Genomic DNA, 25,501 nt, shown 5'->3' on the forward strand with positions numbered 1-25,501 from the left:
GCCTTACGCCGCGCTCGCCGGCGGCAGCGCGAGCACCGAGTAGATCGCCTGGGCGTCGCGCGAGGCACGCAGCTTCTTGGCGACGTCCTGGTCGCGCAGCAGTCGGGCGATCCGCGCCAGCGCCTTGAGGTGGTCGGCGCCGGCGCCCTCCGGGGCGAGCAACAGGAAGATCAGGTCGACCGGTTGGCCGTCCATCGCCTCGAAATCGATCGGGCGCTCGAGGCGGGCGAAGAAGCCGAACAGCTTCTCCAGCTTGGGCAGCTTGCCGTGCGGAATGGCGACGCCGTAGCCGACCGCCGTGGTGCCGAGCTTCTCGCGCTGCAGCAGCACCTCAAAGATGGCGCGTTCGTTCTGCCCGGTCAGAGCGGAGGCACGCGCAGCGAGTTCCTGCAGCGCCTGCTTCTTGCTGATGACTTTTAAAGCCGGGAGAATCGCCTCGGGTGCGACCAAATCGGTAATCGGCATTGGGACGTTCCGAGGTGAATGACCGTCAGGTTGCGAAATAGGCTTTACAGCGGCGGCGTCAAGAAGATGAGGTGGGATGCGGGCTTAGCCCGGGTCCGGTTGGCAGGGCTTCTACTCCAACGTATCGGCGGTGCCAACACCTGCGAACCCTGTTCCGCCCCCCTTGTTCCTGGAGGCGGCGGACCATAAGCAGGGCTGGCTTCGGACGTCAATGCCATCTGCCAACTATCCTCAAGGGCTCACCGCCGGCGGATCGACCCAGCCGACATTGCCATCCGTACGGCGGTAAATGATGTTCAACCGGCCGCTGCCGCCATGCTGGAACACCAGGCAGGAGGCGCCCGTCAGATCGAGCTCCATCACGGCTTCGCTGACCGACAGCCGCTTCAGCGCGGTGGTTGCCTCGGCAATGATCACCGGGCTGTATTCGGTGACCTCGTCCTCGTTCTCGGGCGCCTCGATGACGTAGCTCGGCGCGTCGAGCCCGACGCCGTTCAATTCGGCAAGCGCGGCAGTCGCGGCGTAGGTCTTGCGGGCGGAGCGATCCTTGAGCCGGCTCTTGTAGCGGCGCAGGCGCTTCTCGATCATCAAGAGCGCGGCGTCCGCACTGGCATAGGCGTCGGCGGCATTGGATTCGGCTTCCAGCGTGATGCCGGAATCCAGATGCAGCGCGCAATCGGTTCGGAAGCCGAAGCCATCCTTGCTCAGCGTGATGTGACCCGAATAGTTGCCATCAAAATACTTTCGCAGGACCTCGTCGGTGCGCTCGCTGACGCGCGCGCGAAGCGCCTCGCCGATGCTGATGCTCTTTCCCGAGATTCGAAGGGTCATTTGATGCCTCAATTGCTGGATGCCTCGATCACTCTTGCAGGAGCATGATGCTTGCTGGGCTTCCGGTTACCTCCCCTTCTGGACGACGCTCGACCTGGAAAGATTGAGACTATCCCGATTTGGCGCGAACGCAACGAGCGCATGGCCCAGTCCCTACCCGGACGGGGTCACGCTCAAGAAGTAACCTAAACGGAGGCTGTATCGCGCGACCGGTCGGACGAGGAGGCAGGGGCCGAAAGGGCATTACCGAGCATGCTCTGTTTGTCACGGCGTCGCTGCACCGAGGATGGTATCCGCATCGCCTCGCGGTACTTCGCGACGGTGCGGCGGGCGATATCAATGCCCGAGGCGCGCAAACGTTCCACGATCGTGTCGTCGGACAGGATCGCCGACGGCGCCTCGCCGTCGATCAATTGCTTGATGTGGTGACGCACCGCTTCGGCCGAATGCGCCTCGCCGCCGTCGGCCGACGCGATCGAGGCGGTGAAAAAATACTTCAATTCAAAACTGCCGCGATTGGTCGCCATGTATTTGTTGGCGGTGACGCGCGACACCGTCGATTCATGCATCTGGATCGCGTCCGCGACCGCCTTCAGATTGAGCGGCCGCAAATGCGCGACGCCATAAGTGAAGAAGCCATCCTGCTGGCGGACGATTTCGGTCGCGACCTTCAGGATGGTGCGGGCGCGCTGATCGAGCGCGCGGACCAGCCAGGTCGCATTCTGCAGGCAGTCGGTGAAGTACGACTTGTCACCGTCCTTGCGGATCGTCTTCGACAGCTCAGCGTAATAGGTCTGGTTGACCAGCACGCGCGGCAGAGTGTCGCTGTTGAGCTCGACATGCCAGCCGCCGTCGGGACCCGGACGCACGTAGACGTCAGGCACCATGGTTTGCGTCCGCGCGGTGCCGAACTTCAGTCCGGGCTTCGGGTCGAGCCGGCGGATCTCGGCGATCATGTCGGTGATGTCTTCGTCGTCGACGCCGCAGAGCTTTCGCAAGGCCGCGATGTCGCGCTTGGCGAGCAGGTCGAGATGCTCGACCAGCGCCTGCATCGCCGGATCGTAGCGATCGAGCTCGCGCAGCTGGATCGCGAGGCATTCGCTCAGGTTTCGCGCGCATACGCCGGGCGGGTCGAATTTCTGCAGCACCGCGACGACCTCGTCGACCGCTTGCTGCGACGCACCGAGCCGCTCGGCGGCCTGGCCGAGATCGGCCGGCAGGTAGCCGGCGTCGTCAACCAGGTCAATCAGATACTGCCCGATCATGCGCTGCGCCGGCGCCGAGAACGCCACCGCGAGTTGTTCGGCGAGGTGGTCCGCAAGCGTCAGCTCGGCGGCCACGAAAGCTTCGAGATTGTACTCGTCGTCGCTGGAGGCGCCGCCGCCCCATTCGGTGTAGACCGATGGCGGTGCATCCTGAGCGGCGCGCGCCGCCGCTTCCGCCGGCTCCTCGGAAAATACGTTGTCGAGGCGCGTATCGAGCGTCTGCTCGATCTCGGCGCGGCTGCCGAGATCGCGGTTCAGCCATTCCTCCTGGCCGGGCTCGAAGGCGGCCTCGCCGCCTGGGCCTGCGGCCATGTCGGAGGCGTCGCCATCGTCCCCATAGCTGCTGGAACCATCGGAATCGCCGTAGTCCGGCCGCTCCCTGGCCGGCTCGCCCGCCACCGGCGGCTCCGGTCCGTCGGCGGCCCGCTCCAGCAGCGGATTGCGCTCCAGCTCTTCCTCGACAAAGGCCGACAGATCCAGGTTCGACAGTTGCAGCAGCTTGATCGCCTGCATCAGCTGCGGCGTCATCACCAGCGACTGCGACTGGCGGAACTCTAGTCTTTGCGTCAGCGCCATGGAGACAAGATCGACCTTAAAAGTTGGCTCGATTCTTGCTTATATTAGTCCGAAGCCCTTGTACACGGCTTGACGGATCGGAAAATAGCGCTAGAGGCGGAATTCCTCGCCAAGGTAAAGCCGACGGACATCGGGATCATTAACGATCTCCTCCGGGCTGCCCTCAGTCAAGATTTCACCGGCATAGACGATATAGGCGCGGTCGGTCAGGCCGAGCGTCTCGCGGACGTTATGGTCGGTGATGAGCACGCCGATGCCGCGGTTGGTGAGATGGCGGACGAGGTCCTGGATGTCGCCGACCGCGATCGGGTCGATGCCGGCGAACGGCTCGTCGAGCAGCATGTAATTGGGGCGCGTCGCCAGCGCGCGCGCAATCTCGACGCGGCGGCGCTCGCCGCCGGACAACGCGATCGACGGGCTCTTGCGCAGCCGCGTGATGTTGAACTCGTCGAGCAGCGAGTCCAGCTCGTGCTCGCGCTTCTTCTTCGAGGGCTCGACGACCTCGAGCACGGCGCGGATGTTCTGCTCGACCGACAGGCCGCGGAAGATCGAGGCTTCCTGCGGCAGATAGCCGATGCCAAGGCGCGCGCGCTGATACATCGGCAGCTTGGTGACGTCGTGGCCATCGAGCTCGATGGCGCCGCGATCGGCCTTGATCAGCCCGGTGATCATGTAGAACACGGTGGTCTTGCCGGCGCCGTTGGGCCCCAGCAGGCCGACCGCCTCGCCACGCCGCACATAGATGCTGACGCCGCGCACGACCTGCCGGCTGCCAAAACTCTTTTCCACGCTATGCACAGCCAGATAACCCGGCCGCTTGATCAGCTGCGGCGCGGCGGGCGCGCTGCTCCTGGCCGGCCTCGCACGCGCCGGTGCGGGCGCTGCTGCCGGTTGGGATCGCGGCAGCTCGACGCCGGGAGCCGACGCGGCGCGCGCCATCGGCGGCGCATCACGCACCGGAGACGTCAGCATCTCGCCGAACTGGTCCCCGAGCGCCGTGATGTCGTCATGCGAGCGCGCAAATCCGGTACTGCGTTTCGCAGAGCGCCGCCGGAACATGCCGAGAAAATCCACCATCCCCGCTTCGCTTCAGCCTTTCACGGTGATCCCGCGACCCTGCCTGCGCATCGATCGATTCGCATGCGACGCCGCAAGCATGAGCCGGAACTCTGAATACCGGCCTTCCCGCGCGACAAAAGCGGACGCGTTTGCGCGGAGATCATGCTCGAACAACACGGCAAAGCGCGATCACCCGCGCCTTGAATGAATGGATGCCCCTGTCCCGGCCGACATAATTCCCCCTCGAGGCGCATTGTTCGGCCGGGCCGCTGCAGTAGATACAGTCTCGCCCCGCCCGCTTCAACCTCGCGGCCGCAGAATATTATCTAACTAATTGATTCTGCTTGACCTTACGTGAGCCTTACTTGGACTTGCTGCCCGGAATCAGCTGCAGCGGCGACGGGGCCGGGGCTGAGCCGGGGGCGGCCGGCGTGCCGCACTTGCCGCTTTGTCCGCCCGGCGACTGGATGAACAGGCCCTGCACCTTGCCATTGTCGGCTTCGACGCGCGAGACGCCGGTGGTCATGTCGACCAAAAGACGGTCGCCGCGCAGCACATTCTGGCACTGGGTCAGCACCACCTGGCTGCCGCCGCCGCCGAGCATCGTGATCAGATTGGTCTTGGTGTCGAAGATCGCGGTCTCGCCGGTGACGACCTGGTCCTTCTGGGTCACGACGACATTGCCCTTCGCCTCCAAGCGCTTGATCGAGGAGGCGCCGCCGGGGCCCGGGGTTGCCGACTGCATCGGCGCGGCGCCCTTGGCGGCTGCCCCCTTGGTGCCGGTCGGGGCGGGCGCCGGCGCCTGGGTCGATTTATCCTCGTAGAACACGACCAGCGTCTTCGACGTCATGGTGGTGTCGCCCTGCACGACCTTCACATTGCCGGCGAAGGTCGCCTCCTTTTTCTTGTCGCGCATTTCGAGCGAGGCGGCCTCGATCTGGATCGGCTGATCGCGGTTCTGCGAGAAGCCCTGCATGGCGTTGGGCACGCCGCTCATCGAGCCCTGCGCGAACGCAGCACTTGCGGCGAGAAGCGCGAACAGGAACGCCGCAATTGCCATGCCGTGCTGAAAACGTCTCATCATCAAAATCATTTCGTGTTGGCGGATTTGCGTGGCTTCGGTGACGGCGGCGGCGGTGGAGCGGGCTCGGCCGGCGGGGCGGCATTGTTGTCGCCGAGCTTGTCGAGATTCATCACGACATTGCCTTCGAACCGCACCAGCTCGCCGCTGTTGTAGATCCGGAGCCTGTCGGCGGTCAGCGTGCCGTCGAGCAGCTTGACGTCGACATGCTCGTCCGACGACACGTTGCCCTTGTTGATGTCGACGAAGGCCTGCGTCAGCCTGGCCTCATAGCCGGTGGACGACTGCAGGAAGATGTCCTGGCGCAAGTCGAGCAGCTGCTTCTTGTTGTCGAAGAAGCCGGTGCGCGCATCCATCGTCACCGTCGACTGATCCTGTTGCGCCACCTTGGCGCGGATCGTCTTCAGCTCGACATGGTCGGGATCGGTGACGTCCTGGATCGCCGCCTTGGCCCACATTTCGTAAGGCCGTCCGTCGTTGGAGAAGCCGGCGATATGCGGCGCTTCCATCGTGATCTTGGTGCCGGACACGACGAGGTTATCCATCTCGAGCGGCAGCTTGGGGATCAGGTCGTGGAACGGATTGAACAGCGCGATGTAGATGATCACGGCCATCGCCAGCCCGACCATCGCCGGCACCGCGACGCGCAGGATCCGCACCATGCGGCTGTGCCGCGCGGCGGCGGCAAAGCGCGCCTCGAGGCCCGTGACATAGGCTGGATTCTGGGCTGGATTCTGAACCGAATTCACCTGAGCTCCAGAGGCGCGAAACTGCCCCTATTCTAGCCGGAGCCGCCCAAATATGCAGCCCGGACCTCGCCTCGCGCCCCCGCACCGGACCACGCGTGAACAGTTTGGCCGAAACGGGGCGGAACTACCCCCGGCCGCGACGAATTCGGCGCGCATCATGAATGGGCGAAAATGTCCTCGGCCTCCCAGCCGTCGAGATCGAGCCTGGCGCGGGTGGGGAGGAAGTCGAAGCAGGCCTGGGCGAGATCTGTCCGTCCCTCGCGCGCGAGCATGACATTCAGCTTGTCGCGCAGCGCATGCAGATGCAGCACGTCGGAAGCGGCGTAGGCGAGTTGGGCCTCGCTGAGGCTTTGCGCACCCCAGTCGCTCGACTGCTGCTGCTTCGACAATTCCACGTTCAGCACCTCGCGCACCAGATCCTTGAGGCCGTGGCGATCGGTGTAGGTGCGCGACAGGCGCGAGGCGATCTTGGTGCAATAGACTGGCGTCGGCATCACGCCGAACGTGTTGTAGAGCACCGCGACGTCGAACCGTGCGAAATGGAAGATCTTGGTGATCTTGGGATTGGCGAGCAGCGCCTTCAGGTTCGGCGAATCGGTGTGGCCCTTCGGAATCTGGATCACGTCGGCGGTGCCGTCGCCGTTCGACATCTGCACCACGCAGAGCCGGTCACGGTGCGGATGCAATCCCATGGTCTCGGTGTCGATCGCCACCGAGTCGGTGTAGCGGGACAGATCGGGCAAGTCGCCGCGATGCAGGCGGATGGTCATGCTGTCAAAAACCTCGTCGAATCGCCGTCGGAATAAACTACCGTCCAATCCGCCGACAGGCGAGCATGCGCCAGTCTTCGGATCGCACCGGCATCGGGGCCGGTCAGGACCGGACACGGGCAGCGGGAATCCTCAATTGTTCCGGCACAGATAGTTCAGGGTGTACCGCCATTGTGCAGCGGAGACAATGGGTTGCTATCGCCGCCGCACGCCCCCGCGAGGGCGCGCCATCACTGCCAGCTGACGCGCAGGCCGAAGCGGCCGGTGATATCCTCGCGATGGAGGCTGTCCACCGAGGTCGTGTAGCCCGCGCTCGCATAGGCGCTGATCGTGCGATTGAGCTGCGCGGAGACGCCGGCACCGATCTCGACGGCGGTGCCGCGGCTTTGCACGCCGATCAGGTCCGTCGTCGCAAACGCGATGCTGCGGTCATTCGCGGCGGTGTGCCAGAGATTGGCCTCGAGATAGGGACGCAGTTCGGCCGTGCCGACGACGAAGGTTGCCGGAATGCGCACGCCGAGCCGCGCGGTCAGCGTATCGGCACTGCCGAGCGCGACGCTCGAGAACATGTCGTCGAAGCTGTCGAACGACTGCCGTTGCCAGATCAGCTGCGCCTGCGGCTCGATCGCGAGAAAGCTGTTGAGCGGGATCGGTGCGCCGGCTTCCAGCGATGCAGCGACGCCGGTGCCCGACACCCGCGCGCCGACCTGACGATCCGACTGCGGGCTTGCGCCGTAGAAGCTGCCCATCAGCACGGCGTCGACATACCAGCCCGACGGGCCGACATGGGTCCAGTAGCCGCCGATATTCTGGCTGTCGATCGAGAGCGAGCCGGTGCGGATGTCGTTCAGGCCGAGCGCGAAGCCGTTGATGTTGCCGCTGGCCCAGCCATACGCATAGAAGAAGCCGGCGCGATCATGATGCTCGGGCGCGGACTGGAAGCGCAGGATGTCGACGCCGACCTGCACGCCCGCCATGGTGCCGTCGAAGGCGGGGCTGACCGTGCCGGCCCAGCTCTGCGAGCTGTGCGAGCCATAAGCACGCGCCCACGCCGCCGGCTGTTCGCCGCCGCTGGTCAGCAAGGCCTGATCGCCCTGGCGCTGATGGAAGGTGCCGAGCGTCGCCAGCCCGAGCTTTTGCGCCACCTGCGGCAACGCCGAGTAGACCGACACCTCTTCGCGGTAGAGCTGGACCGGCGCGGCGCCTGCCGGCGGCGGCGTCAGCGACGACAGATCCTCCGCGGGCAGCCCCGGAGGCGGCGGCACCACGTTGGGCGATGAAGGCGGCGCAGGTGCAGGCGCAGCCGGCGGCGCAGGCGACGCCGTGCCGGGCAACAATGTCGAGCGCAGATACCAGTTGTTGGCGCTGCCGGCGGAAACGCCGCCGCGGAACAGCAGATATTCGTGCGCGCCCGCCACGACGGCGTTGGAGAGGCCGAATGCGCCCGCAGCCGTGGTGCCGCCGTTGACGGTCTGCACCACCATGATGCCGTCGGCGGTGGTCAATGCGCCCGCGCCGCCGGCATTGGTGACGGTCACCGCGGTCGAGCCGGACGCATTGCCGCCGGAGATGACGAGCCGATCCGACGGCGACCCGTCGCCGCCGAGCACGGTGCGCAGATAGAGACCGCCGCCATTGCCGACATAGTTGCCCGCGATCGTCAGGCTGTTCGCGGCGGTGGCGCCGGCATTGGTGACGGTGATCGGCGGGCCGCCCGGAAACGGCGTGATCGACGGATTGGCGCCGTTGCCCGCCAGCAGGCTGGTGCCGGCCGCGATCGACACACTACCGGTCAGCGACGTCTGCAGCGTCAGCGAACCGCTGTTGATGAAGGTGTTGGCGAAGGTGCCGGTACCGCGGATTGCGGGTCCCGCCTGGCTGATGATCTTGCCGCCGGCGAGGTTCTCGATGCGTGCGGTGAACGACGATCCGGCGGTGTTGGAGAACAGGCTCCGTTCAAGCTTGAAACGATTTGCAGCGACCTGTTGCGCGGTCGCCACAGACGTAACCATGAGATGCATCAACATGATTCACATCCTTGATGTGCGTAGACTTTCGAGGTTGTGAAGTACAGCATTCACCCGTTGCAGTTATTAGTCGATACAACCGGAAACAATTGCCGTTGGGTGCCGGACGTCCCGCTCTCCGCATCCCTTGCCGACCTCGGCGTGAGGCGCACCACCAGGCCATTGCCCGCGCGCTTTCGATTTCGATGGAACTGTTGCCCCCGCGCCCCATGAAATCGTCCCGCGCCCACCCTATCTGTTGCCAGCCCGAACCCGCCTCCCAATGAAATGAGCCTTATGTCCGACCAGACCATCGCCGCGCCGATCGACGACGACCAGCAGGAGCGCGGCTTTTCGCGCTATCAATCGTTCCTGATCGCGCTGCTGGCCTTCACGCAATTCACGCTGATCCTCGATTTCATCATCATGTCGCCACTCGGCGCCATCCTGATGCCGTCGCTGAGCATCACGGCCGGGCAATTCGGCGTCTCGGCCTACGCGTTCGCGGCCGGCATTTCCGGCGTCCTCGCCGCCGGCTTTGCCGATCGCTTCGACCGCAAGCGGCTGCTGCTGTTCTTCTATGTCGGCTTCATGCTCGGCACCGTGCTTTGCGCGGTGGCGCAGAATTTCCATGTGCTGCTGCTCGGCCGCATCGTGACCGGCATTTTCGGCGGGGTGATCGGCTCCGTCGTGCTTGCCATCGTCACCGACCTGTTCCCGCTGCAACAGCGCGGCCGCGCCATGGGCGTCCTGCAGACGGCGTTCGCCGCGAGCCAGGTGCTCGGCGTCCCCGCCGGGCTGTTTCTGGCCAATCACTGGAACTGGCACGTCTGCTTCGTGGCCATCGTCGGCCTGTCGATTGCGGCGATCGCGGCGATTGCGATCGCGATGCAGCCGGTCGATGCCCATCTCAAATTGCAGCACGAGAGCAATCCGTTCCGCCATCTGATCGCAACCGTGGGCCAGCCGCGCTACACGCTGGCCTTCCTGGTGACCACGCTGCTCGCGACCGGCGGCTTCATGCTGATGCCGTTCGGCAGCGCCTTCACCGTGCACAATCTCGGCATCGACATCGTCCACCTGCCGACGATCTATCTCGTCTCGGGCCTGTTCAGCATCATCATCGGGCCGCTGGTCGGCCGCGCCAGCGATGCGTTCGGCAAATATCCGACCTTCGCATTCGGCTGCGTGGTGACCGTGATCATGGTGCTGATCTACACCAATCTCGGCCACGTCTCGCTGCTGACCGCGATCGTGGTCAATGTGCTGATGTTCATCGGCATCTTCTCGCGCATGATCCCGTCCCAGGCGCTGATGTCGGCAATCCCCGACGCCAGCCAGCGCGGATCGTTCAGTGCGGTCTCGGCATCCGTGCAGCAGCTGTCGGGCGGGTTGGGCTCGGTCTTTGCGGCGGCGATCATCGCGGAGAATCCCGACGGTTCGCTGCTGCATTTCGACCGGCTGGGCTATATCGTCGTCGCAACCACCATCATTTCGATGATCGCAATGTATTTTGTGCAGAAGCCGATCGCCCGCCGCGCGGGCCGGCGGATCGTGTGAGGGCGGGCGCCAGCGTTCCCAAATTCCAAGCATCGGCCGACGTGCTCAGCCAATCGCAAACATGTCGGCACGCTCAATGATCAGATCGCGGAATAGTCTCGCGCGGTGCGACATCCAATGCGGGTCAGGATAGACGAGATGCATCGGTAGCGATGGCACCGCATAATCCGGCAGCAAATGAACAAGCCGGCCTGCGGCGATGTGTTCGACGGCGCACCAGCTTGGTAGCACCGCGACGCCGAGCCCCTCGACCGTCGCGAGCGTCATCACGTCGGCGTCGTCGCAGTTCATGGACGACGCGATCTCGACCACATGGCGGCCGGTCTCGGCTTCGAACGTCCACTGGTTCCGCGGCGACAAGCGCGAATACGTTATGCTCGGCATGCGGCGCAGATGGTCGGGGAGGAGCGGGGCCTGATGCCGTGCGAGCAGTGAAGGGGCCGCCACCAGGAGGCGCTTGATGGTGCCGACGCGCCGCGCCACCAGCGAGCTGGAGTTCAGCATTCCGATCCGAATTGCCAGCTCCGTCCCGGTCTCCACCAGGTCTACGAACTGCTCGGTGAAGCTCACATCGAGCCGCACGTCGGGATAGCGGTGAAGATATTCTGCGAAGATGCCGCGGAAAAAATAGCGACCGAACGAGGTCGGCACGGTGATCCGCAAGGTCCCCGACGGACTGCGAACCCGGCTCTGCGCCGGCGTACTGGCACTTTCCAACAGCGCGACGATATCCTTGGCGAGCTTGAGCACGCGATCGGCCTCCGGCGTCGGACGAACCTTGCGCGTGGTGCGGACAAACAGCCGGCAGCCGAACTCTGCCTCCAGCAGCGCCACGCGCTTGCTGATGGCCGGCTGTCCGAGGCCCAGATCGCTCGCGGCTTGGCTGAAGCTGCCGGCCTCCATCACCCGAATGAAGGTTTGCAGCGCATCGATCCGATCCATGCATTCCTGCCAGGAATTTGTAATATTCTTATCATTCCCTACATGAACGCAGTCGATCCGGTCTAGCCTCTCGGCAACCAGGGAGGATCACCAATGAACAAATCGATCGGGATCGTCGGCGCCGGGATCGGCGGCCTGCATCTGGCTCTTTATCTGCAACAGCATGGAATCCAGGCGACGGTGCTGACCGACCGCACTCCGGAGCAGTACGCCTCGGCACGGCTGATGAACACGGTCGCCCATCACAGCGTCACCATCGCGCGCGAGAACGAGCTAGGCGTGAACCATTGGGATGACGCGGCCACGATCTACCACCACCACGACCATTTCTTTAACTTCCCAGGCAACGGGCTGCTGTTTCGCGGCACGTTCAAGAAGCCGAGCCGGGCAGTGGATTACCGCATGTACCTGCCCGCGCTGATGAAGGATTTCGAGGATCGCGGCGGCAGCATCGAATATGCCAGCATCCAAGACGACGACATCCCGGCTCTGGTTTCACGCTTTGACCTTCTCGTCGTGTCGACCGGCAAGGGTGCGCTCGGGCGAATGTTCACCCATCGGCCGGAGTTGTCCCCCTACAGCCAGCCACAGCGCCTGCTCTGCGTGGGCCTCTATGACGGCGTCGATCACGGCAGCCCGGACGGTGACGACCCGCGCGGTGTCACGCTCTCGGTGTCGCCCGGACATGGCGAGATGATCGTCATTCCGACGCTGTCATTCGACGGCATGAAGACCGCGCTCCTGATGGAGAACATTCCCGGCGGCGACATGGCCGAGCTGGTCTCGCTGAGCTACGACGCGGACCCTGCAGCCTTCCGCCAGACAATTCTCGACAAGCTGGAAAAGCATCATCCGCACACCTACAACCGGATCGACACCCATCGCTTCGGGCTGGCCCAGCCGCTCGACCTGCTGCAAGGCGCAGTGGTGCCGACCGTGCGGCAATCGTCGGTCGCCTTCGATGGCGAGAAATTCGCCGTCGCGCTGGGCGACGTACATTCAGTGGTCGACCCGTTGATGGGCCAAGGCGCCAACATCGCCTCCTACGCCGCCTTCGAACTCGGCAAGGCGATCGTGGAAACGGTGGCCTTCGACGCTCGCTTCGTTGAGGAGGTGGATCGTGCCCGCGAAAATCGGGTGTTCGCGGCTGCGCGCTGGACGAATCTGATGCTGCGGCCGCCGTCCGAGGCGATGGGTCGGCTGATCCTCACCATGGCGCAGGACCGAGAGCTCTGCGACGAGTTCACCGATAATTTCAACTACCCGGAACGCCAGTGGGATCGTGTCGCGACCGACAAGCGCATCCACGCTTGGATCGACAGGCGCGCGCCGCTCGCCGCCTGACGCACCAATGATCGCGAGCCGGCCGTACGGTCCACTTGCGCCAGGCCGCGGCCGCCTGCCGACAAACCATCTCTCGAGCCACAGGCCGAAAGGCGCGACCACTTGCCGTTTCGCCATGGAGCGCCATCGATGAACCCGCATCCCGATCCGGCGAGCTTCCGGGCGGCCGCTGCGCGATTCTCCACAGGCGTGACGGTCGTGGCGAGCATCGACCGCGACGGCATCCCGGTCGGCATGACGGCCAACAGCTTCACAACCGTCTCCACCAAACCGCCGACCGTGCTGGTGTCGGTGATGCGAGGGCGGACCTGGCAGGCGATCATCGATTCGAAGCGTTACGCCGTGAATGTCCTTCACGCGGAAGATCTCGCACTCTGCGCGCACTTCTCCGGCAGACCGCGGGCCGAAGGCTCGCCATTGCTGGTCAAACGGGAAGCGTTTCCCGTCCTGCAGCAAGCGATCGCCCAGTTCGCTTGCGACGTGGTCCGGTCAATCGACGTCGCCGACCACACGCTGTTCATTGGCGAGGTCCGCTGGTGCCGGCAGCGAGACGGTTCCCCGCTCGCCTTTTATTCCAGCCGATTCTGCAACGGGCTCGGTACGGCGATCATGCCCGCGGAGACAATCGCCTATCCCGCCGACGGATGGGCCATCTAAGGCGAAGCGCGAAGTCTTTGCGCGACGAACCCTGGAGAACCCGAAATTTGCAGCGCACCGGAGCAGTGGCCCACGGGAGAACGATCGCGAGCGTCAACTGAGCAGGATGCCGCTAAGCTCGTCTCAAAGACCGTCCAGAGGTGCTGGAATCGGGGACAGAGTCGAAGTCGTGGCGATTCCGGATGTGCTGCCGGAAGACATGGGAACGCGAACACTCTTCACGAGGTGTCTCGGCCGCCATTTTCCGATCGTCGATCTCAAAGGAGATCTGGTCGAGCTCGAAGTCGGCGAGGTCGTCGGAGAGGCACGCTATATGCATTCCATTTGGATCGAACGGGACTACGTCCGCCTTTGCCTGATGGGGAAATGGGCAAACGGCCGCGCGCCGGAAACCGAGCCGATGCAGCGAGGCTGGGCGGCGGCATCATCACCATCTCGCCCTGCTCTTGCCGGATTACGGCTTCGCCTCGCCCGCCCTACGAACGCGAGCGATTTCAACCACTTGGGTTAGGGGTGGTGCCCAGGAAAGGACTCGAACCTTCACGGCCGTTAAGCCACTGGCACCTGAAGCCAGCGCGTCTACCAATTCCGCCACCTGGGCATGTGGAGCGGCTTAGTAAGGATCGGTTGCGCGCTTGTCAAATTCGCGATTGGAAATTCAAATACCCTGTACAGGATAAAGCCGATGGCGTATCGCCAGACGGTTAACCCACGTCAATCGCTCTCGAATCCCACAGGAATCACCCCATGGCATCGAACCTGGACACGCTCGTCACGGTCTTCGGCGGATCGGGTTTTCTGGGGCGGAACGTGGTCCGGGCGCTCTGCAAGCGTAATTACCGCGTCCGAGTCGCGGTGCGGCGGCCTGAACTGGCCGGCCATCTGCAGCCGCTCGGCCGGGTCGGGCAGATCCATGCCGTCCAGGCCAATGTGCGCTACCCGGCCTCGGTCGAGGCGGCGATGCGTGATTCGCATATCGCCATCAACCTGGTCGGCATCCTGGCCGAGGGCGGCGGGCAGAGCTTCGATGCCGTGCAGGTGAAGGGCGCCGAGACCATCGCCAAGGCGGCGGCCGCTGCCGGCGGGCGGATGGTCCATGTCTCGGCGATCGGGGCCGACGCGGATTCGCCCTCGAGCTATTTCCGGGCCAAGGCGGAGGGCGAGGCGGCGGTGCTGGCGGCCTTGCCACAGGCCACCATCATGCGGCCGTCGCTGCTGTTCGGGCCCGAGGATCAATTCACCAACCGCTTCGCGGCGCTGGCACGGATGTCGCCGGTGCTGCCGCTGGTCGGCGGCGGGGTCAACAAGGTGCAGCCGGCCTATGTCGGCGACGTCGCGGACGCAGTGGCCGATGCCGTGGACGGCAAGGCGAAGGCAGGCGCAGCTTACGAACTCGGCGGGCCGGAAGTGCTGACCATGCGCGAGGTGATAGAGATCATTCTCAGGATCACCCAGCGCGATCGCATGCTGGCGCCGCTGCCGTTCGGCCTCGCCAAGTTCCAGTCGTACTTCCTGCAGTTCGCGCCGGGGCCGTTCACGCTGACGCCGGACCAGGTCGCGATGCTGCGTTCGGACAATGTGGTGTCCGACGCCGCCAAGGCCGCCGGCCTGACCTTCGCAGGCCTCGGCATCTCGCCGGATTCGATGGAAGCGATCGCCCCGCAATATCTCTGGCGCTTCCGCGCCACCGGTCAGTTCCAGAAGAAGAGCGCGTAGGCGTTACCGCGGAAAGACTGCGCCCCCTCTCCCGCTTGCGGGGGAGGGTTGGGGTGGCGGCTTCACCGCAAAACGACTCTCTTGGTGTGGAGAGAGCCCCCACCCGGATTGCATCTGCGATGCAATCCGACCTCCCCCGCAAGCGGGAGAGGTGAAGACCGCTGACGCGGTGAGAGCTGTTCCTTACCGTCCCATCGCCAGCGCGATCAGGCCGAGCGTGCCGACGATCACGCGCCACCAGGCGAAGAAGGTGAAGCCGTGGCGGGTGACGTAGTTGAGGAACGTCTTCACCACGATCATTGCGACCACGAACGACACCACGAAGCCGACCGCGATGACGCTGAGATTATCCGTCGTGAAGTCGGCGCGGTTCTTGTAGAAATCATAGGCGAACGCGCCCACCATGGTCGGGATCGCGAGGAAGAACGAGAACTCCGCCGCCGAGCGCTTGTCGGCGCCGAGCAGCATCGCCGCCACGATGCTGGCGCCCGAGCGCGACACGCCGGGAATCATCGCCAGGCACTGCGCGACGCCGATCCAGAAATACATCAGCAGCGGGAATCGGGTCGCATCGTCCTCGTAAATTTTGAGATCGAGCTGATCGACCCACAGCAGCACGGCGCCGCCGACGATCAGCGTGAAGCAGACCACCCACGGATTGAACAGGAACTCCTTGATGTATTTGCCGGCGATTAGGCCGATCACGACGGCAGGCAAAAACGCCACCAGCACGCCGATCACGAAGCGGCGGTCGTCGGGATTGGTGAACATGCCGAGCGCGACGCGCCACAATTTGACGAAATAGAGCGCGAGGATCGCGAGGATCGCGCCGAGCTGAATCAGGATCGCAAAGCTCTTCCAGAAATCGCCTTCGCCGAGATTGAAGAAGCGCTCCGCAAGCAGCAGGTGGCCTGTCGAGGAGACGGGCAGGAACTCCGTGACGCCCTCGACGATGCCGAGAATCACCGCCCGCAGCATATCCGTCATCATGTTGTGGCCTACCCTGTGTGGAAAACGGGATTCTTCTCGCTTATTCGCACATTGGCCGCAATCGCAAAAAATCGTCAAACAATGGGTTACCCGGCCGATTTGCTGAGCTATAGCGTTTTTGTGACCCGCATCATCTGCGGGGATGGCTACCGGTTTGCGTGCTGACGCGACATAGAGACGACCGGAACTGGTCTGGCCAAAGCACAGGTCCAGGTCGCACAGGTTGATGATTTCTTAAGCGCCGAGAAACTACCAAGGGCTTCATGTATACGCTGTATCACCATCCGTTCTGTCCGCATTCGCGCTTCATTCGGCTCGTGCTCGGCGAGTATGGGCTCGATTTGCGCCTCGTGGAGGAACGGGTGTGGGAACGGCGCGAGGCGTTCCTGGCGCTCAATCCGGCGGCCACCACGCCGGTGCTGATCGCCGAGGGCTTTCCGCCGATTCCGGGTGCGCCTGTGATCGCCGAATATGTCGACGAGGCACACGGCCTCGACGCCGGCGATCGGCGGCTGTTGCCGGCATCGACGGCCGAGCGCGTCGAGGTGCGCCGGCTGATGGCGTGGTTCAACGAGAAATTCTTCGAGGAAGCCTCCAACCCGCTGGTGACCGAGCGGATCTACAAGCGCTTCATGAGCGAGGACAATGGCGGCGGTCCGCCGGCCCCCGACGTCATGCGCGCCGCCAAGGTCAATGTGCGCTATCATCTGAGCTATATCGGCTGGCTGGCGAAGACGCGGAACTATCTCGCCGGCGACCGCCTCACCTACGCGGATCTCGCCGCCGCGGCGCATCTCTCGGCGATCGACTATCTGGGCGACGTGCCATGGAGCGAGGACGACGCGGCAAAGTCGTGGTACGCGCGGGTGAAGTCCCGCCCGTCGTTCCGCCCGCTGCTCAGCGAATGGCTGGCGGGGGTGCCGGCGTCGCGCACCTATGTGGACCTCGACTTCTGAACCCGGCGGTCAGGCCCTCCCCTTCCGATCTCAAGGCGGCGCTTCAGCGCGAGGCACATGCGCTCGGCTTCGATGCCATCGGCTTCACCGCGCCTGACGCAACCAGCGAGGCCGGGAAATATTTCCTCGAATTCCTCGGCTCCGGCGGCCACGGCGATATGGATTGGCTCGCAGCCAATCCGGAGCGGCGCGCCGATCCGCGCGTGCTGTGGGGCGGCGTGCGCTCGATCATCATGCTCGGCGTCAATTACGGGCCCGACGACGACCCGCTCGACATCCTCGCGCGCCGGTCGCGTGGCGCGATCTCGGTCTATGCGCAGGGCGACGACTATCACGACGTGATCAAGAAGCGGCTGAAGATACTGGCGCGCTGGCTCGCCACGATCACCGGCGATGAGGTGAAGGTGTTCGTCGACACCGCCGCGGTCATGGAGAAGCCGCTCGCCCAGGCAGCCGGCATCGGCTGGCAGGGCAAGCACACCAATCTCGTGTCACGCGAATTCGGCTCGTGGCTGTTTCTCGGCGCGATCTATTCGGCGACCGAGCTGCCGCGCGATGATGCCGAGGCCGATCATTGCGGCAGCTGCCGCGCCTGCCAGGACATCTGCCCGACCGCGGCGTTTCCCGCGCCCTACAAGCTCGATGCGCGGCGCTGCATCTCGTATCTGACGATCGAGAACAAGGGCCCGATCCCGCACGAATTCCGCAAGAGCATCGGCAACCGCATCTATGGCTGCGACGATTGCCTCGCGGTGTGTCCGTGGAACAAGTTCGCGCAAGCGGGGCGCGAGCAGAAGCTCGCCGCGCGCGATGCGTTGCGGGCGCCCACGCTCGCCGATCTGGCACGGCTCGATGATGCCGCCTTCCGCGCGCTGTTCACGAAGTCGCCGGTCAAGCGCATCGGCCGCGACCGCTTCATCCGCAATGTGCTGATCGCGATCGGCAACTCCGGCAATGCAAGCCTTGCCGCTGAAGCGCGGCGTTTGCTCGACGATGCGAACCCGCTGGTGCGCGGCGCCGCCGTGTGGGCGCTGTCGCAACTGATCACGCGCGATGCGTTCGCGGCGCTGGCGTCGCGGGCCGGCGGCGAGCCTGACGTCACCGTACAGCAGGAGTGGCGCGCGGCTCTGTCCCCTCATCCTGAGGAGCGCGCAGCGCGTCTCGAAGGATGAGGCCACAGACCGGGCCTCATAGTTCGAGACGCCGCTACGCGGCTCCTCACCATGAGGGTGAAGAGTCTTGATTTCATCGCGCCATTCTCGTCATGGTCGCACGCCATGACAAACCAGCCCTTCTTCACCAGGCACGGCGACGGCTTCATGCCGACACCCGTTGCGAACGGACCGTGGAATCCGGAATCCCTGCACGGCCGCGTCGTGATCGGCCTGCTCGCCTTCGTCATCGAGGAGCGTCACGGCTCCGACGATTTCGTCCCTGCGCGGCTGACGGTCGATATGTTCCGGCTGCCCAACATCACGACACCGATCGAGGTGACGACCAAGCTCGTGCGCGACGGCATGCGCATCAAGATGATCGAGGCCGAGTTTGTCTCCGGCGGCACCAGCATGGCGCGCGCCTCCTGCCAATTGTTGCGCAGGACGGAAAATGCACCCGGCAATGTATGGTCGCCGCCGAACTGGAACGTTCCGGCGCCATCAGACATTCCGAAGCCGACCGATCCGAGGCTCGGCATGAACGGGAAATGGGAGACGCGGCCGATCGTCGGCCATATGGGCTCGCTCGGCGACCGACGGCTGTGGATGAGCGAAGTGCGCGAGCTCGTCGCAGGCGTGAAGATGACGCCGTTCGTCCATGTCGCGACCGGCGCGGATTTCGCCAGCCCCTTCGCCAATGCCGGCGACCAGGGGCTCGGCTACATCAACAGCGACGTCACGATCTATCTGCATCGTTTGCCGGTGACCAACTGGATCGGCTTCGAGGTCGTCAACCACCACGCCACGGACGGCATCGCGATCGGCGAATGCTGGCTCTATGACGAGCAGGGCCCGATCGGTACCTCGACCGTGGCTGCGCTCGCCCAGCGCAAGCCGATGACCAATCCGCCGCCGCCGTAGATTTCTCCGCCGTCATTCCGGGGCGCCAAAGCGCGAGCCCGGAATCCATCTCTCCGTCAGCGCAGGCGGCCCGATGGATTCCGGGCTGACGCATACCGGAACCACGGCGGAGCGCGGCCGGTTCAAGCCGCACGCCGCGGCATTTCCGGGTTGCACGGCGATCGAACATGACAGTTTTAAGAATGATCTAGCGCAAGGATCGCGCCGCCTCGGCGATGCATACAGGCGAGACAGAAATCTCATCTCGCGCATGTGTCATGAAAACCCAGATCATCAAAGAACTCGGACAGACAGACATCCTGCTGCCATCGTTGGTCGCCGCAGGTCTGTCCGCCAACGACCGCATCAAGGTGCGGCTCAGCGCGCTGCAGGCCGCTGCCGCCCATGCCCGGGAGCCGGAGCGTCCGGCCAATGAGCTCGCCATAGAGAGCCAGGCCGCCGGCATCGCGCCCGCGGCGATCGCGTCCCTGATCAACGGCGCGCATCTGAACGGCGAAAGCCGGCTGACCGCACCAAACCTGGCAAAGTTGATGAAGGAGATCCAGGACGACATCGACGCCATGATCCGCTCGGTCAGCGCCGGAGACACAAAGGAGGCCGATAAAGCGAGCGCCCGCCTGAACGCATTGCGAGCCGCCGGACTGCTCGATGCGTCGCGCGAGATCGAGCTCGGCCGGATCGCCCGTCTGACCAGCGTGGCGCAAGACGGTGGTGACACTCTGCATCGGCTGGTCATGGACCTGCACAAGGCGCTGAACAGGCTTGCCGCCGGCTGCTCGCAAGAAAGCCTGGCGGGCGCACAAGTGTTCGGCCTGCACAGCGAGGATCGCGCGCCCGTCGAAAGCTTCATGAAGGGATTGGCCGAGACGCGCGCACTCAAATTCGATCATCCGGGCCTCGCCACGATGGCGACCAGGTCGGACGGCCGGCTCCTGATACAGAACGACATCGGAACCACCGACGCACATGTGTTGGTGGTGGCAATCAGGCGCAACGCCGTGACCGTTACCTATACCGACGTGCATCTGGCTCGCGCGAAATTTTTCATCTCGCTGTTCAGCGGCTTTGATGCCGAATGGAGCGGCCTCGACCATCATGCGTCGACGGGATTCGAGGACGGCGGCTTTTTCCTCGTGACCGGCCGGCTGCAGGCCAGGACCGCGGCGGACCGCAATGAATTCCTGGCAGCCGTCGGCTCTGCGCTGGTGTTCCTGATCGACTGGAACAAGGCCCGCAAACTGCTCCGAAACTGGGTGAGCAAGGACGACGCGACGAAAATTCTCGAATGGGCCGCGCGGCAGCGCATCGGCCATCGTGGGTTCCTCGAACTTGGCGGCAACGAGCTGCTCGGCAGCGCCGTTCGCAGCGCCGCACCGGCGCGCATCGGCTTCGGCGAGCGGCTCGACGAGGTCCTCGGTCGCGCGGCGGCGATCAATTTCCTGAAGAGCGCGTTGCGCCTGTCGACCGAAGCGCTGCTTGCTGGTCAGTCCGTCAGGACCGTCCGCGATCAACTCGAGGCCGACTTGGTCAGGCGCCTTGAGCGCGTCGAAAGCGCGTTGCTCGCAGTGGTGCTGCGGCAGGTCGGACTGGCGCACGATCTCTGCACCACGATTTCTCGCTATATCGCCGACCTGCTGGCCGGTCAGATCAACGGCGGCAAGGATCTGGCTGCCCGTGCCAGCCAGATCGAGCAGAAGGCGGACCGCATTGCCCTCGCAGCGCGCAGTGAGGTCAACCGCTTCGGCGCCCGGCCAATCATTGGACAATTGGTGGACCGCGCCGAGGAGGCCGTCGACGAACTCGAGCAGGCAGCCTTCGTCGCCTCCCTGATGCCGGCGGGCCTCGACACGTCGTTGGTCTCAGCCCTGGGCAAGCTGTGCGCGGTTGCGATCATCGCCGCCGAGGCGGCGGCCAGCGGACTCGCCGCGGCCGCAGAAGTGCCGGAGGGCCGCCGCGCCGATACCGACGACGCGCTTGCTGCGGTGGTCCGCCTCGCCGACGCCGAGCACGCTGCGGACGCACAGGAACGCGCAATCACCACGCTGATCTTCACCGGCGGCCATGATGCCGCGACGTCGCTCTCGGTGCTTGAACTGGCCCGCGCCATCGAACGATCGACCGACCGCCTCGCCGGCTTCGGCCATCTGCTGCGGCAACACATCATGACGGATCTGGCCGCCTGAAGAGAGGTTCATCATGCAGATCGTATGCATCGGCGGCGAATCGACCGTCTGCCACCCTGCCAAGGAGATCGGCGCCAAGGCGGCGAATCTCGCCAGGATGGCGACGCTTGGACTTGCGGTACCGCCGGCCTTCGTGCTGCCGGTCGGCCTCTGCGCCGACATCATTGGCGGGCGCACGCTCGCGGAGCGCCATTTGCGCGAGGGGTTGAAGGAAGGCATCGCCTTCCTTGAGCGCGCCACCGGCAGGCGTTTCGGCCATCACGGACGGCCGCTGCTGGTTTCGGTGCGATCGGGCGCGGCCCGCTCGATGCCCGGCATGCTGGAAACCGTTCTCAACGTCGGTTGCACGACGCGCGCGGTGCGCGGCCTGGTCCGATCGACGGGACGCCCGCGACTCGCGTGGGATTGCCGGCGCCGATTCCTGGAGCGCTACGCCGAGACAGTGCTTGGCCTCGACCCTGCACCCTTTGGCGCGCGGATCGCCGCGCTGACCGCAGAGGAGGGCGTCGCCAGTGACCGCGCGCTCGACAGCGAAGCAATCGAGCGACTTGCCGGCGATGAACAGGCCCTGATCGAGCACGGGGACGATCGCTGGCTCGAGGATGCCGACGAGCAGCTCGAACATGCGGCGCGGGCGGTTTATCGATCCTGGATGAGCGAGCGGGCGCAGACCTATCGCCGGCTGCAGAAACTCGAGCATCTGCCGGGTACGGCAGTGACCGTGCAGGCCATGGTGTTCGGCAATGGCGGGCTCGCGTCGGGCGCGGGTGTTGCGTTTTCGCGCGACCCTTCGACCGGATCGGCGGCGCCCGTCGTCGATCTGGTGCTCGACGCGCAAGGCGAGGACGTCGTGTCGGGTCGGCGAACGGCGGATAGCGCGGAGATGATCGCCGGCGCGTTGCCGGCGCTGGCCGCCGATCTCGGCAACGTCCTCACGCGCCTCGAACGCGAGTTTGGCGACGTCCAGGACGTCGAATTCACCGTCGAGGACGGCAAGTTATGGATTCTGCAGACCCGTCCCGCAAAGCGGACCCCGCGCGCCGCGCTCAGGATCGCAATCGATCTCGTGCACGAACGGCTCATCACACCGAAACAGGCGCTCGAGCGCATAGCCGATATCGACCTTGCGTCGCTGGTGGAGATCTCGCTGGTTTCGGCGGACGATCCGGCTGTCGTGGGGATCGGTGCTTCCGGCGGCATTGCCGTCGGCCGCGCCGTCTTCGATTCCGACGCTGCGCGGCGCCTCGCTTCATCCGGCGACCCCGTTGTCCTGATGCGTCCCGACACCAGTACGGCCGACGTTGCCGGTTTTGCCGTGGCCTGCGGCATCGTAACCAGCGTTGGCGCGCGGACCGCGCATGCCGCGCTGGTGGCGCGTCAGATGGGAAGACCATGCGTGGTGGGATGCGGCGGCATGACGATCGATGCCGCAGGCGAGCATGCCGAGCTCGGCAAATCGGCGATTTCGGCAGGAGACTGGGTGACGATCGACGGCGACAGCGGCGGGATTTATCTCGGGCGACGAGAAACGCGGACAATTCGGCCCGAAGCGGAGCTTGCCGAAGTCGCGAGATGGCGCTCGGAACTGCGAGAGAGCGCTGGTCGTCGGCGCCGGACGCGCAAATCAGCCGCGGCCTGATCCACGCCGCATTGCAGCCGGGCGCGGCTTATCATGTCGCAAGATGTTGCTTCATCTCCGGCCGCCCTTTCAGCGCGGCACCCTGCTTGCCGACGATCTTGGCGATACGCTCCGGCGCGAAGTTCAGGTCGACGAAGGCGGGCGCGGTGTTGGCGACCTCGTGGTATTCCGTGATCTTGCCGTCGCGCAGCCGCATGATCGCGACGCCCTCGAACATCGCACGCGCCCCGTTGGCTTCCGGCAAGGTCGAGCGATAGCTGAACGTATAGCGCGCGTAGAGCGTCGTGCCGTCAGTGACGGGATCGTGCATCACCCAGCGGAAATCGGTCGCGGTCCGGTAGAACCAGTCGTCGATCATCTCGGCGATCTTGGCGTGGCCTGCGAACGCGCCGTAGAACACGTCGTGATAGACGCCGTCCTCAGTGAAGAGATTGGCGAAGGCCTTGCCGTTGCGCTGTTCGACAGCATCGCAGAACGCCCGCAGCATGCTTGTCGTATCCATTGGCTTCTCCCTGTGCAGGGAGCTTAGCCGATCTCCGCCACCGCGGCGATGATCCGCGCGATGTCCTGCGGACGCGACAGGCGGTGATCGCCGTCCTGGATCATGGTCAGCACGACGTCCTCGGCCGGCAGGCGGTGCACCAGCGCGAAGGCGTGCTTCCACGGCACGTCGGGATCCTGCGCGCCCTGCAGGATGCGCACCGGGCAACCGACGTCGATCTTGCTGCCGAGCAGCAGGTGGTTGCGGCCCTCCTCGATCAGGTTGCGGGTGATCGGATAGGGCGTGCCGTCGCCATATTCGGACGGACGTAGCCACATGCCCTTGGCCTCGATCTCGGCGCGGACCTCCGGCGAGAAGGCCTTCCACATCAGCTCCTCGGTGAAGTCCGGTGCCGGCGCGATCAGCACGAGGCCGGCAAGCGAAGCACCGCCGCCGCCGGCATCGGCCCGTTTGGCAATCTCGCGCGCGAGCAGCAGCGCCATCCAGCCGCCCATCGAGGAGCCGATCACGACCTGCGGCCCGCTGCAGAACTGCGAAAACACCGCAACGCTTTCCTCGAGCCAGCGGCCGATGGTGCCGTCGGCGAATTCGCCGCCGGATTCGCCATGGCCGGAATAGTCGAACCTGACGCAGGCGCGGCCGTGCTCGGCGGCCCATGCGTCGAGCGCGAGCGCCTTGGTGCCGGTCATGTCGGACTTGAAACCGCCGAGCCAGATCAAGCCCGGGCTGCCACCGGCACGGGCCCGCACCGCGATCCGGCGTGCTTCACTGCCCTCGCCGACCTCGATGAAGGCAGGTTCCTGTTCCGATGCGGCGGTTTGGCTCATGGTTCGGTCACTCGCGTGTCAGACATCTGCTTTTCAATTGTCGCACGGCAGCGGTCAACGGCTGCAAGCCCCGCCTTGCGGAGCAGACGCGCCCGCTATATGTGCCGGGCGTGGCCAAAATGCCTCGCAATTGGCGGTTTTGCCGCTTAAAGAAGCGAGTTCGCTTGCCCGTCGCAGCATCTTGCTTCAAAATATCCGCCTTCCCTTTCACAACTTTGGAGAGTTACCCATTCGCCGTCCCAATAGAGCCCCGCCCACAGTCGCCAAAGAAGGGCCGCGCACCAATGACGAGATTCGCAACGCACAGATCCAGCTGATCGATGCGGAGGGTGTCAATCAGGGCACCGTCGAAACCATGGTGGCCATCAAGATGGCCATGGAAGCCGGCATGGATCTCGTCGAGATTTCGCCGAATACCAGCCCTCCCGTCTGCAAGATCATGGACTACGGGAAGTACAAGTATTCCGCGCAGAAGAAGGCTGCCGAAGCTCGCAAGAAGCAGAAGGTCGTCGAGATCAAGGAGATCAAGCTCCGCCCGATGATCGACGATCACGACTACGACGTGAAGATGCGCGCGATGCAGCGCTTCTTCGAGGAAGGCGACAAGGTCAAGATCACCTTGCGCTACCGCGGTCGTGAGATGGCACACCAGGAGATCGGCACCAAGCTGTTGGACAAGGTGAAGGCCGACGTCGCCGAATTCGCCAAGGTCGAGCAGGACGCGAAGTTCGAGGGCCGCCAGGTCGTGATGGTGCTGGCGCCGCGCTAGTTCGAATTTGTCGCTTTGTTGAAATGAAATGGCCCGTCAGGCGATCTGGCGGGCTGTTTCGTTTCCGTAGCCCGGTTCCGACCCCGATTTCCCGCCGCAAACGTTGCAAAACCGCCGATCCTCTGTCATAAGCCGGGCCTTCGCCGCCCGGCTGATCAAGGGCTGCCGTGGCGACGGTTCGTGCAGGTTCTTTCAATTCGGAAAAAACCTTAGCACTTTCAACGCTCTAACGAGCATTTTAGCCGGCCGGACGCCTCTCGGGGCGATTTTCGTGCTGTGCGACAGGAGAGCCAAATGCCCAAGTTGAAGACCAAGTCGGGCGCTAAAAAGCGCTTCAAGGTGACTGCCACTGGCAAAGTCATGCACGCCCAGCGCGGCAAGCGCCACGGCATGATCAAGCGGACGAAGAAGCAGATCCGTCAGCTGCGCGGCACCCGCGTGCTGTTCAAGACCGACGGCGACAACGTCAAGAAGTACTTCTTGCCGAACACCTGATCGCGCTGATCCGCTTGAACCCTCGCCGCGACTGCGCGGCGCCC

At 64.6% G+C, this 25,501-nt stretch carries 24 protein-coding genes and 1 tRNA gene; 12 read left to right on the top strand and 13 right to left on the bottom strand.

From position 1 onward, the window contains the following. Nucleotides 1-3: 3 nt before the first annotated feature. The 8 genes from ptsN to E2I15_RS29985 all read right to left on the bottom strand — a co-directional run bounded on the left by ptsN (nt 4) and on the right by E2I15_RS29985 (nt 8,823). Nucleotides 4-465 (bottom strand): PTS IIA-like nitrogen regulatory protein PtsN, encoded by a 462-nt coding sequence (gene ptsN, locus E2I15_RS29950; RefSeq protein ID WP_016843543.1) that lies wholly within the window; start codon nt 463-465, stop codon nt 4-6. 231 nt (nt 466-696) lie between these two features. Beyond that, nucleotides 697-1,296, bottom strand: a complete 600-nt coding sequence (gene hpf / locus E2I15_RS29955; protein ID WP_016843544.1) for a ribosome hibernation-promoting factor, HPF/YfiA family — start codon at nt 1,294-1,296, stop codon at nt 697-699. A 185-nt stretch (nt 1,297-1,481) separates the two neighbouring features. Next, nucleotides 1,482-3,137 (bottom strand): RNA polymerase factor sigma-54, encoded by a 1,656-nt coding sequence (rpoN, locus tag E2I15_RS29960; RefSeq protein ID WP_137478376.1) that lies wholly within the window; start codon nt 3,135-3,137, stop codon nt 1,482-1,484. Nucleotides 3,138-3,227: 90 nt separating this feature from the next. Further along, complete coding sequence (gene lptB / locus E2I15_RS29965) at nt 3,228-4,214, bottom strand: LPS export ABC transporter ATP-binding protein (RefSeq protein ID WP_137478375.1); 987 nt, start codon at nt 4,212-4,214, stop codon at nt 3,228-3,230. Nucleotides 4,215-4,557: 343 nt separating this feature from the next. Continuing rightward, entirely contained in the window at nt 4,558-5,280 is a 723-nt protein-coding gene (locus tag E2I15_RS29970; protein WP_246668014.1) for an LptA/OstA family protein, read from the bottom strand. Between the two features lie 5 nt (nt 5,281-5,285). Continuing rightward, the gene (gene lptC / locus E2I15_RS29975; protein ID WP_246668013.1) at nt 5,286-6,026 is read right to left on the bottom strand and encodes an LPS export ABC transporter periplasmic protein LptC; all 741 of its coding nucleotides are present in this window, start codon (nt 6,024-6,026) and stop codon (nt 5,286-5,288) included. A gap of 155 nt (nt 6,027-6,181) precedes the next feature. After that, entirely contained in the window at nt 6,182-6,796 is a 615-nt protein-coding gene (locus tag E2I15_RS29980) for a ribonuclease D (RefSeq protein WP_016843549.1), read from the bottom strand. Nucleotides 6,797-7,026: 230 nt separating this feature from the next. Continuing rightward, nucleotides 7,027-8,823 (bottom strand): autotransporter family protein, encoded by a 1,797-nt coding sequence (locus E2I15_RS29985; RefSeq protein WP_137478374.1) that lies wholly within the window; start codon nt 8,821-8,823, stop codon nt 7,027-7,029. Nucleotides 8,824-9,099: 276 nt separating this feature from the next. Here E2I15_RS29985 and E2I15_RS29990 point away from each other — a divergent pair, with 276 nt between their 5' ends. Beyond that, nucleotides 9,100-10,362: an MFS transporter gene (locus E2I15_RS29990; protein ID WP_137478373.1), complete on the top strand. Its 1,263-nt coding sequence runs from the start codon at nt 9,100-9,102 to the stop codon at nt 10,360-10,362. A 45-nt stretch (nt 10,363-10,407) separates the two neighbouring features. On the opposite strand, the gene E2I15_RS29995 is transcribed toward E2I15_RS29990, so the two are convergent. After that, nucleotides 10,408-11,304, bottom strand: coding sequence for a LysR family transcriptional regulator (locus E2I15_RS29995; RefSeq protein WP_137478372.1), 897 nt, complete (start codon nt 11,302-11,304; stop codon nt 10,408-10,410). Nucleotides 11,305-11,397: 93 nt separating this feature from the next. On the opposite strand from E2I15_RS29995, the gene styA reads away from it, so the two are divergent. The 3 genes from styA to E2I15_RS38890 all read left to right on the top strand — a co-directional run bounded on the left by styA (nt 11,398) and on the right by E2I15_RS38890 (nt 13,816). Continuing rightward, nucleotides 11,398-12,648, top strand: coding sequence for a styrene monooxygenase subunit StyA (styA, locus tag E2I15_RS30000; RefSeq protein WP_137478371.1), 1,251 nt, complete (start codon nt 11,398-11,400; stop codon nt 12,646-12,648). 129 nt (nt 12,649-12,777) lie between these two features. Continuing rightward, a complete protein-coding gene (locus tag E2I15_RS30005; RefSeq protein ID WP_137478370.1) occupies nt 12,778-13,305 on the top strand; it encodes a flavin reductase family protein in 528 nt (175 codons plus the stop codon). 169 nt (nt 13,306-13,474) lie between these two features. Next, on the top strand, nt 13,475-13,816 hold the full coding sequence (locus E2I15_RS38890; RefSeq protein WP_196238948.1) for a hypothetical protein: 342 nt from the start codon (nt 13,475-13,477) through the stop codon (nt 13,814-13,816). Nucleotides 13,817-13,819: 3 nt separating this feature from the next. Here E2I15_RS38890 and E2I15_RS30015 read toward each other — a convergent pair. After that, nucleotides 13,820-13,906, bottom strand: a tRNA-Leu gene (locus E2I15_RS30015). 146 nt (nt 13,907-14,052) lie between these two features. Between E2I15_RS30015 and E2I15_RS30020 the strand changes: the two genes are divergently transcribed. Further along, nucleotides 14,053-15,021 (top strand): complex I NDUFA9 subunit family protein, encoded by a 969-nt coding sequence (locus E2I15_RS30020; RefSeq protein WP_137478369.1) that lies wholly within the window; start codon nt 14,053-14,055, stop codon nt 15,019-15,021. Nucleotides 15,022-15,204: 183 nt separating this feature from the next. Here E2I15_RS30020 and E2I15_RS30025 read toward each other — a convergent pair whose 3' ends face one another. Then, complete coding sequence (locus E2I15_RS30025; RefSeq protein ID WP_137478368.1) at nt 15,205-16,011, bottom strand: undecaprenyl-diphosphate phosphatase; 807 nt, start codon at nt 16,009-16,011, stop codon at nt 15,205-15,207. 263 nt (nt 16,012-16,274) lie between these two features. Between E2I15_RS30025 and E2I15_RS30030 the strand changes: the two genes are divergently transcribed. The 5 genes from E2I15_RS30030 to E2I15_RS30050 all read left to right on the top strand — a co-directional run bounded on the left by E2I15_RS30030 (nt 16,275) and on the right by E2I15_RS30050 (nt 22,864). After that, nucleotides 16,275-16,967 carry a glutathione S-transferase family protein gene (locus tag E2I15_RS30030; RefSeq protein WP_137478367.1) on the top strand — a complete coding sequence of 231 codons (693 nt, stop codon included), beginning with the start codon at nt 16,275-16,277 and terminating at the stop codon, nt 16,965-16,967. Beyond that, the gene (queG, locus tag E2I15_RS30035) at nt 16,916-18,139 is read left to right on the top strand and encodes a tRNA epoxyqueuosine(34) reductase QueG (protein ID WP_137478366.1); all 1,224 of its coding nucleotides are present in this window, start codon (nt 16,916-16,918) and stop codon (nt 18,137-18,139) included. Before E2I15_RS30030 ends, queG begins: the two co-directional genes overlap by 52 nt. A gap of 105 nt (nt 18,140-18,244) precedes the next feature. Then, entirely contained in the window at nt 18,245-19,042 is a 798-nt protein-coding gene (locus E2I15_RS30040) for an acyl-CoA thioesterase domain-containing protein (RefSeq protein WP_137478365.1), read from the top strand. Nucleotides 19,043-19,299: 257 nt separating this feature from the next. Beyond that, nucleotides 19,300-21,225: a hypothetical protein gene (locus E2I15_RS30045; protein WP_137478364.1), complete on the top strand. Its 1,926-nt coding sequence runs from the start codon at nt 19,300-19,302 to the stop codon at nt 21,223-21,225. A gap of 13 nt (nt 21,226-21,238) precedes the next feature. Beyond that, nucleotides 21,239-22,864, top strand: a complete 1,626-nt coding sequence (locus E2I15_RS30050; protein ID WP_137478363.1) for a PEP/pyruvate-binding domain-containing protein — start codon at nt 21,239-21,241, stop codon at nt 22,862-22,864. 31 nt (nt 22,865-22,895) lie between these two features. On the opposite strand, the gene E2I15_RS30055 is transcribed toward E2I15_RS30050, so the two are convergent. Beyond that, the gene (locus E2I15_RS30055) at nt 22,896-23,366 is read right to left on the bottom strand and encodes a nuclear transport factor 2 family protein (protein WP_137478362.1); all 471 of its coding nucleotides are present in this window, start codon (nt 23,364-23,366) and stop codon (nt 22,896-22,898) included. A gap of 23 nt (nt 23,367-23,389) precedes the next feature. Then, nucleotides 23,390-24,193 carry an alpha/beta hydrolase gene (locus tag E2I15_RS30060; protein WP_137478361.1) on the bottom strand — a complete coding sequence of 268 codons (804 nt, stop codon included), beginning with the start codon at nt 24,191-24,193 and terminating at the stop codon, nt 23,390-23,392. A gap of 229 nt (nt 24,194-24,422) precedes the next feature. On the opposite strand from E2I15_RS30060, the gene infC reads away from it, so the two are divergent. Continuing rightward, nucleotides 24,423-24,962 carry a translation initiation factor IF-3 gene (gene infC / locus E2I15_RS30065; RefSeq protein ID WP_026192043.1) on the top strand — a complete coding sequence of 180 codons (540 nt, stop codon included), beginning with the start codon at nt 24,423-24,425 and terminating at the stop codon, nt 24,960-24,962. Nucleotides 24,963-25,256: 294 nt separating this feature from the next. Beyond that, entirely contained in the window at nt 25,257-25,457 is a 201-nt protein-coding gene (gene rpmI / locus E2I15_RS30070; protein WP_137478360.1) for a 50S ribosomal protein L35, read from the top strand. The last annotated feature ends 44 nt before the right edge of the window (nt 25,458-25,501 follow it).

The organism is Bradyrhizobium sp. BR2003, from assembly GCF_009720285.1.
Classification (GTDB): Bacteria; Pseudomonadota; Alphaproteobacteria; order Rhizobiales; family Xanthobacteraceae; genus Bradyrhizobium; species Bradyrhizobium elkanii.

What these genes read in the sequence shown, in the direction of transcription:
- ptsN (WP_016843543.1), bottom strand. Translation starts at nt 465, where the DNA reads ATGCCGATTACCGATTTGGTCGCACCCGAGGCGATTCTCCCGGCTTTA.
- hpf (WP_016843544.1), bottom strand. Translation starts at nt 1,296, where the DNA reads ATGACCCTTCGAATCTCGGGAAAGAGCATCAGCATCGGCGAGGCGCTT.
- rpoN (WP_137478376.1), bottom strand. Translation starts at nt 3,137, where the DNA reads ATGGCGCTGACGCAAAGACTAGAGTTCCGCCAGTCGCAGTCGCTGGTG.
- lptB (WP_137478375.1), bottom strand. Translation starts at nt 4,214, where the DNA reads ATGGTGGATTTTCTCGGCATGTTCCGGCGGCGCTCTGCGAAACGCAGT.
- E2I15_RS29970 (WP_246668014.1), bottom strand. Translation starts at nt 5,280, where the DNA reads ATGATGAGACGTTTTCAGCACGGCATGGCAATTGCGGCGTTCCTGTTC.
- E2I15_RS29980 (WP_016843549.1), bottom strand. Translation starts at nt 6,796, where the DNA reads ATGACCATCCGCCTGCATCGCGGCGACTTGCCCGATCTGTCCCGCTAC.
- E2I15_RS29985 (WP_137478374.1), bottom strand. Translation starts at nt 8,823, where the DNA reads ATGTTGATGCATCTCATGGTTACGTCTGTGGCGACCGCGCAACAGGTC.
- E2I15_RS29990 (WP_137478373.1), top strand. Translation starts at nt 9,100, where the DNA reads ATGTCCGACCAGACCATCGCCGCGCCGATCGACGACGACCAGCAGGAG.
- E2I15_RS29995 (WP_137478372.1), bottom strand. Translation starts at nt 11,304, where the DNA reads ATGGATCGGATCGATGCGCTGCAAACCTTCATTCGGGTGATGGAGGCC.
- styA (WP_137478371.1), top strand. Translation starts at nt 11,398, where the DNA reads ATGAACAAATCGATCGGGATCGTCGGCGCCGGGATCGGCGGCCTGCAT.
- E2I15_RS30005 (WP_137478370.1), top strand. Translation starts at nt 12,778, where the DNA reads ATGAACCCGCATCCCGATCCGGCGAGCTTCCGGGCGGCCGCTGCGCGA.
- E2I15_RS30020 (WP_137478369.1), top strand. Translation starts at nt 14,053, where the DNA reads ATGGCATCGAACCTGGACACGCTCGTCACGGTCTTCGGCGGATCGGGT.
- E2I15_RS30025 (WP_137478368.1), bottom strand. Translation starts at nt 16,011, where the DNA reads ATGATGACGGATATGCTGCGGGCGGTGATTCTCGGCATCGTCGAGGGC.
- E2I15_RS30030 (WP_137478367.1), top strand. Translation starts at nt 16,275, where the DNA reads ATGTATACGCTGTATCACCATCCGTTCTGTCCGCATTCGCGCTTCATT.
- queG (WP_137478366.1), top strand. Translation starts at nt 16,916, where the DNA reads ATGGCTGGCGGGGGTGCCGGCGTCGCGCACCTATGTGGACCTCGACTT.
- E2I15_RS30040 (WP_137478365.1), top strand. Translation starts at nt 18,245, where the DNA reads ATGACAAACCAGCCCTTCTTCACCAGGCACGGCGACGGCTTCATGCCG.
- E2I15_RS30045 (WP_137478364.1), top strand. Translation starts at nt 19,300, where the DNA reads ATGAAAACCCAGATCATCAAAGAACTCGGACAGACAGACATCCTGCTG.
- E2I15_RS30050 (WP_137478363.1), top strand. Translation starts at nt 21,239, where the DNA reads ATGCAGATCGTATGCATCGGCGGCGAATCGACCGTCTGCCACCCTGCC.
- E2I15_RS30055 (WP_137478362.1), bottom strand. Translation starts at nt 23,366, where the DNA reads ATGGATACGACAAGCATGCTGCGGGCGTTCTGCGATGCTGTCGAACAG.
- E2I15_RS30060 (WP_137478361.1), bottom strand. Translation starts at nt 24,193, where the DNA reads ATGAGCCAAACCGCCGCATCGGAACAGGAACCTGCCTTCATCGAGGTC.
- rpmI (WP_137478360.1), top strand. Translation starts at nt 25,257, where the DNA reads ATGCCCAAGTTGAAGACCAAGTCGGGCGCTAAAAAGCGCTTCAAGGTG.